At 30.0% G+C, this 6,631-nt stretch carries 11 protein-coding genes; all 11 read left to right on the forward strand.

Features of this window, described 5'->3' with window-relative positions:
- Positions 1-199 precede the first annotated feature (199 nt).
- The gene (locus tag IV513_RS14665) at positions 200-787 is read left to right on the forward strand and encodes a zeta toxin family protein (protein ID WP_209391305.1); all 588 of its coding nucleotides are present in this window, start codon (positions 200-202) and stop codon (positions 785-787) included.
- On the forward strand, positions 771-917 hold the full coding sequence (locus IV513_RS14670) for a hypothetical protein (RefSeq protein WP_209391306.1): 147 nt from the start codon (positions 771-773) through the stop codon (positions 915-917). Before IV513_RS14665 ends, IV513_RS14670 begins: the two co-directional genes overlap by 17 nt.
- A gap of 225 nt (positions 918-1,142) precedes the next feature.
- Positions 1,143-1,883, forward strand: a complete 741-nt coding sequence (locus IV513_RS14675) for a hypothetical protein (protein ID WP_209391307.1) — start codon at positions 1,143-1,145, stop codon at positions 1,881-1,883.
- Positions 1,884-2,031: 148 nt separating this feature from the next.
- Positions 2,032-2,535, forward strand: a complete 504-nt coding sequence (locus IV513_RS14680; protein WP_245168960.1) for a DUF6265 family protein — start codon at positions 2,032-2,034, stop codon at positions 2,533-2,535.
- Between the two features lie 303 nt (positions 2,536-2,838).
- The gene (locus IV513_RS14685) at positions 2,839-3,132 is read left to right on the forward strand and encodes a hypothetical protein (RefSeq protein WP_209391308.1); all 294 of its coding nucleotides are present in this window, start codon (positions 2,839-2,841) and stop codon (positions 3,130-3,132) included.
- Positions 3,101-3,580 carry a hypothetical protein gene (locus IV513_RS14690; protein ID WP_209391309.1) on the forward strand — a complete coding sequence of 160 codons (480 nt, stop codon included), beginning with the start codon at positions 3,101-3,103 and terminating at the stop codon, positions 3,578-3,580. The genes IV513_RS14685 and IV513_RS14690 overlap by 32 nt, the downstream gene beginning before the upstream one ends.
- 256 nt (positions 3,581-3,836) lie before the next feature.
- Positions 3,837-4,082 (forward strand): hypothetical protein, encoded by a 246-nt coding sequence (locus IV513_RS14695; protein ID WP_209391310.1) that lies wholly within the window; start codon positions 3,837-3,839, stop codon positions 4,080-4,082.
- 5 nt (positions 4,083-4,087) lie between these two features.
- Positions 4,088-4,336, forward strand: coding sequence for a hypothetical protein (locus IV513_RS14700; protein WP_209391311.1), 249 nt, complete (start codon positions 4,088-4,090; stop codon positions 4,334-4,336).
- A 1-nt stretch (position 4,337) separates the two neighbouring features.
- A complete protein-coding gene (locus IV513_RS14705) occupies positions 4,338-5,132 on the forward strand; it encodes a zinc ribbon domain-containing protein (protein WP_209391312.1) in 795 nt (264 codons plus the stop codon).
- 299 nt (positions 5,133-5,431) lie between these two features.
- On the forward strand, positions 5,432-6,400 hold the full coding sequence (locus tag IV513_RS14710) for a S9 family peptidase (protein ID WP_245168961.1): 969 nt from the start codon (positions 5,432-5,434) through the stop codon (positions 6,398-6,400).
- On the forward strand, positions 6,385-6,631 hold a 247-nt coding region (locus IV513_RS14715; RefSeq protein ID WP_209391314.1), incomplete at its 3' end, for a hypothetical protein. The genes IV513_RS14710 and IV513_RS14715, both read left to right, overlap by 16 nt.

Consider the following 6,631-nt stretch of genomic DNA (forward strand, 5'->3'; position numbering starts at 1 on the left):
GCTATTTTTCCATTCCACATATTTTTTGTAGTTTAGTTTCATGGAAAAAATATCGGCTCAGCTTGGTCGAAAATTGAACTAAAGTTTCCTTTTCTCCCGCACTTCGCCAATACTTTTTCCGTTAGCTATAATCCGATTTGAAATGCCGTTTTCAAAAGAAATTTAGCAAAAACAAGAAATTAATACTAAATTTGTGGTTATGAAAGAGAAAAATCTTTACATAATTGCTGGTTGTAATGGCGCTGGAAAAACTACAGCATCTTTTACTATTTTACCTGAAATTCTCGATTGTAAAGAATTTGTTAATGCTGATGAAATTGCAAAAGGTTTATCTCCTTTTCAACCCGAAAAAGTATCATTTGAAGCAGGAAGAATAATGCTTAATAGAATTGATGAACTTTTTGAACAAAATGAAAACTTCGCATTTGAAACAACTTTAGCCACAAAAACATACAAACAAAAAATCCTTAAAGCCCAAGAAAATGGATACAATACTACTCTACTTTTCTTCTGGCTCAAAAATTCGGAGTTGGCAAAAGAAAGAGTAAAATTAAGAGTTCAAGAAGGCGGACATAATATTCCTCAAGAAGTAATTGAAAGACGATTTCAAAATGGAATCAATAATCTTTTCAATATTTATCTACCAATTGTGGATCAAGTTTTGATTTTTGACAATTCAGAAGGTAAACACGAATTAATTGCTGAAAAGAATATTGATGAAGAAATCTATATTCATAATGTAGAAAAATTTAATGAATTAAAAAATTATCATGACAAAGGAAACTAAAACTGAAAGACGAAATAAAATCGTAAAAGGTCTTGAAAAAGCATATGAGAAAATGCTAGAATTCAAGAGAAAAAATAATAGCGAAATTGTAGTTATTAGAGAAAATAAAATCGTAAAAATAAAACCGTAAATTCGGACTACAGCTAACATTGTATTGGCAAAATGCGGGGAGAAGTACAAAATTGAAAAGCAGAAATTTTAATCCGCTCATGCTTTTCAATTCCACTTTTTTTCTTAATTTAGTGTACTTGAAAAAGCATTCGCTACGTTTGGTCGTTCTTGAACTTTCAGTTCTTCGAAAGCCCGCACTTCGCCAATACTTTTTCCGTTAGTGGCAATTAAACCAGACCCGAAAATGGCAGACAGAATATTGAAAGACATACGATTTTACGAGAGTGAAAAACAGAATATTGAAGGACAAAGTATGCCTCACGAATTGGGTAAACTTTTCATTCCGACAAATGACACAAACTATATTGGACAACGAATTGCACGGAAACTGAACGAACTAAAATATTCTTATGGAGAGTTTGACCATATCTATATTAACCTGACAACTTTTATTAAAGAGAATGAAATCATAGTTTCTAACAGAAATATTGACAAAAGAATTAAATATGTAGATTTTGGAATTAACTCTAAAAAGTTAAACTCACTTCAAGACAGAGAAAAAGACAATTTCATAAAATCTACAACTTTCAAAGTTTTGACACACATAAGTCAAGACGAAGGCTTGAAATTAGTTAAACAGACAGAAAAATTATTTACAGAGTTTGACACAGAAATCAAAATCCATTTCAAAACAAAAGAAACAAATTCATATAAGGTTGACATTTATTATCAAATTGAATCACTTAATGGTGGAACAAAGGCAATAATTGAATATAAAGACAGGAAAAACAATATTTGCAGAGTTGGTAATTATAAATTACAATTTTATGAAGACATTTATACTTTGGTTGACACAATAAATCTGACAGACGACAAAATTATATTAAAGCCGAAAAAATCATTTACCGCAGACATAGCATATGAAAGATATAAAACACCAATAGAATTGAAAATAGAAGAACTAACAAAAATTAACTGCCACTAACAGCAGTTTGGCAAAATGGCGGGTTCAGTGGTAAATTCAAGTTCAGTTCTTCGATTGAACATTTGTGCAAAACTGAACATTTGTGCTTCGATTTCCGCCACTTCGCCAAGCTGCAAAACGTTATATGCAAGCAAAAATCAAAACTCGTATGAAAAGAACATTTATTTTACTGACTTCAATTTTAGTTTTATCCTGCAATCAAAACGCTAAAACTAATCAAGACGAAAAATTAGAAACAGAATCTAATACAAAATCTGAAACAAAAATGACTGAAAATTTAGATTGGCTAACCGGAAATTGGAAAAGACTGAATGAAGAAGCCGGAAAAGAAACTTTCGAGAATTGGGAGAAAATTAGTCCAAGCGAATATTCGGGAATTGGTTTTACGATGCAAAAAGGCGACACAATAAGCCAAGAAAAAATGGACATAATCGAAACAAATGGAAAATGGACTCTGTTTGTTAAAATGCCAAACGAAAAAGAAGCGACAACATTCGAAATGGCTGAACTAAAAAGTAATGAATTTGTTTGCGTTAATGATTCTATTGACTTTCCAAAAAGAATTCGTTATTGGCTTGATGGAGAAAAAATGAAAGCCAAAATTTCCAATGACGAAATGGAAATCCCTTTTGAATTTGAAAAAATTAAGTAACCAAAAATTGCCTGCATATAACATCGCATTGGCAAAATGGCGGGGTAACGGCTAAATTGAAAGTTTTTGCATATTTAGCCGCCGAATGTGTTCCACATTCAGCTTTTTTTTAATAATTTAGCTTCCGTGGAAACACATCGGCTACGTTCTCGCTAAATTGAACTTTTCGTCCAATTTATCCGCCACTTCGCCAATGCGTTTCCCGTTATGTGCAAGTTTATCCAAACATCGTGTCAATGAGATTGTTGATAACTAAACTTGACTTTCATAAATTTTAAATATATTTTTGAAAAAAAGTGATTTATGAGAAGTGATTTTAAATACATCGGCAAAATAACAATCAAAAATTTGAGAGATGCAATTTTAGATTTAGAGGTATCCGAAGATGAGATTATTGTATTAAACACTTATGATTTTGACAAAATTATAGAAGAATATAGGGAAACTTATAAAGTTAGCATAACAGTTCCATATTTTCTTCTTGGAGTTTTAATTACTGAAGATTTAAAACCTGAAAAAATTCCTAGTGGAAGGATTAAAATAATCACTGAAGAACATCCTGAATATGAATATTACTACGTTGAAAGAGAAGATTAAAAAAAGTAGAAAAAATACTCAACTTGAATCTGAAGGTGCAGAATTTTTGGTTCTTGGAAATTTAATGATAAAGGGCATTTCAACTTACAAAACTTACCAAAATTTTAAAGGTTATGATTTAGTTTGCGTAAGTCCCGAAAACAATACTTCTGCAAGAATACAAGTGAAAAGCAGATTTAGAACTGATTGGGATGGATTTATAATAAATGATTTGGGTTGCGATTTTGTAATTTTTGTGGCTTTAAATAGAGGTTTTTCTAAAATCAAAAAGAATGGAGATTTAGGAATAAGAGAACCTGATTTTTATATATTTCCAATAGATTACATCAAGAGTAAGGAAAAAAGTAATTGGGGAAAAATAACTAAATCAAAAATTAAGGATTTCACTGAATATAAAGATGGTTGGAATACAATAATAAATTTTCTAAATAAAAAAACCTGCACATAACAGTGTATTGGCAAAAGACGGGGTGAATATTGTCTTTGAGAATTCGGTTAACAAAATCCGCAAAAATGCTTTTCATATTTCTTTTTTCCGTAATTTAGAAATCTGAAAAAGCATTTTGCTCAGGTTCGGTTTTCCTTTGAAATTGTCTGCAAGGTAGCCCGTCCTTCGCCAATACTTTTTCCGTTAGCAGAAATTTCATACCAAAATTATCGTTGAAAGACAAAATAAATTAAATTTGCCTAAAAATATAGAATTTATGAAAAAAGATTTAACAACCCTATCAAATGAAGAATTAATTAAAGAATCTAAAAACAGAAGATTTATTTTCGGGATTTTTTTAGGATTGATTTTAGTAATGATTGTTGCTTCTATAATTAGCATTTTTAAAGAAAAAATCGGTGCTTCAACATATGTTCCTATTGCATTTTTACCATTATTAATTATTTTTTGGAACAGTTTTAATGAAGTAAAAAAAGAAATGAAATTAAGAAATCTACAATAAACTAAATGGAATCAAATAATTATTCAAAACTTAGCGACCAAGAATTATTAGAAGAACAAAAAAAACTTAAATCAGCAAAACTAATTAACGGTTTTCTTATTGGAATCTTTATTGGCATCGCAATATATAGTGCAGCAACTAAAGGGATTGGATTTTTTACTTTTTTTCCATTATTTTTCATTTATCTTTTAATAAATAGTAGAAAGAAATCAAAGGAAATTGATAATGAATTGAATAAAAGAAATCTGAAATAGTATGGCTGAAAATTGCAAAAATTGTAACCATTTAATTACAAATAATTTTTGTCCGAATTGTGGACAAAAAAAATACAAGAGAATAGACAAAAAGTATATTGCGGATGAAATACAATATACTTTTCTTCATATGAATAAAGGATTTTGGTATTCTGTAAAGAGTATCATTAAAAATTCAGGAAAAACCGCAAGAGAATTTATAGATGGAAATCGGATTAATCATTACAAACCTATTCTTTTAACATTTGTATTGAGTGGTATCGCAACTTTTTTGACTTATAAAGTTTTGGGATTAAGAGAAATTATGAGTGCTTATTATGAAAACAATCATATGTCTTCAAAATTCACAAACGATTTGCTTTCTTTTTTATCAACTTACACTTCAATTTTAATGTTAGCATTAGTTCCATTTTTTGCGTTAGCAACGAAGATAGCATTTAAAAAGTATGGTCATAATTATTTTGAGCACATTGTTATAAACTCATATTTCCTTTCGTTCTACACAATTTTTAGTATAATTTTCATTTATCCAATACTATTTATTTTCAGAAATAACTCGCCCCAAACTTCACTAATTATTACTCAACTTTCAATGCTTGTAGTTCCAATTCTTTTAGTGTGGTTTTTTAAGGAATTTTATCCTGAAAAGAAATTAAAAAACATTATCATAAATGTATTAATTTCTTTTGGCCTTGTTATTTTAGGCTACCTACTTTTATTGCTAATTGCAATTCTTATTGGAGTCGCAATCGCAATGATAATGGGACCTGAAACACTTAAATATATGACGAAATAAAAGAAACTTCTGCTAACACGGGTTTTGCAAGATGCGGGGTTGAAGGAAATCTCAGAGAAATTCTAGAAATTACCCGCAAAAAACCATTTCGTTTTTATTTTTTGTAAATTTGAAAAAACGAAAATGGTTTTTGCTAGAGATTGGTTCTCCTCTTGAAACTTCGGTTGCAGTAGCCCGCACCTCGCAAAGCCCCTTTCCGTTAGCAGAGATTGTAACACAAGACCGTAAACAAAATGAGATTGATTTTAACTATATTGACTTTGTTTCCTTTTTTAACTTTCGGTCAGTACGACCCTAAAATGGAAGAATACCAACATAAAAAAATTATAACAAAGTCCGATACAATAAATTATCATATCTATTTAAAAGGAAGAATTGAGGAAAAAAGTAAAATATTGATTTATTTTCACGGTTCAGGAGGAAATCCTCTATTTATGCAGACCATTAAAACGGACACAATAAAAGTGGTTGAAAATGGTGAGTCCAAGAACAAAATTCAAAAATCTATTTTTCTCAACACTTCTGTTCCTTTTGATTTAGAAAGAATACCAAATGATTACGCTTTTGTCTTAATCTCAAAAAAAGGCGTTCCATTTTCTGCTGACAAAGATTCTTATAAGCCAAGTAAAATTTTTTATAAAAATGAATCTTTGAATTATAGAGTTTGGCAAGGAGAAAGCGTAATAAACGACCTAACAAAAAAGTTGATAAAAAAGCCAAAAAAAGTTGTAATAATTGGACACTCTGAGGGTTCTGATGTAGTTGCGAAATTAGGACAAAAAAATAAAAAAGTAACACATATTGGATATTGGGCAGGTGGAGCAAATACCCAATATTATGATTTTGCTTTATTTATTCAAAAAGATGTTCAAAGTGGTAAAATAACTCAAACAGAAGCGAATAAATCTTTAGATAGCTTATTCACAGATATTAAAAATATAGAAAACGACCCGAATAATGCAGAGAAACAATGGTTAGGAAATCCTTATCGCAGATGGTCTCAGTTTACAGAACCTTCAATTGACAATCTACTAAAAATTAACAAACCCTTATTTGTAGCTGTTGCAGGAAAAGACGAGTCTGTTCCAATTGAAAGTAGTTTATTAATACCAATTGAGTTTATTAGACATAAAAAAGATAATTTGACCTTTAAAATATATCCTGACTATAATCACTCTTTTGCAAAACCACCACAAAATGAAAACGAAGAATGGAGTTGGGAATTTATGAATGTTTTTGAAGATTTTATGAAATGGGTAGAACAATAACAACCTCTGCTAACAAGGTATTGCCAAAAGCGGGGCTGAATTTCTTCGATTGGGCATTTGTGCAAGGTTCAATAGCAGTAATTCTATTGAACTTTTGTGCTAAAAACCCCCGCCTTCGGCAATACCCAAACCGTTACCTGCAATTTTATCCAAAAAACCGCACAATGAGTGAATTAAATAAATTTTATTTAGAATATGGTAAATTTATCATTCACTTTGAAAACATTAATT

The organism is Chryseobacterium sp. RR2-3-20 (assembly GCF_017808115.1).
GTDB classification, from domain to species: Bacteria; Bacteroidota; Bacteroidia; order Flavobacteriales; family Weeksellaceae; genus Chryseobacterium; species Chryseobacterium oryzae.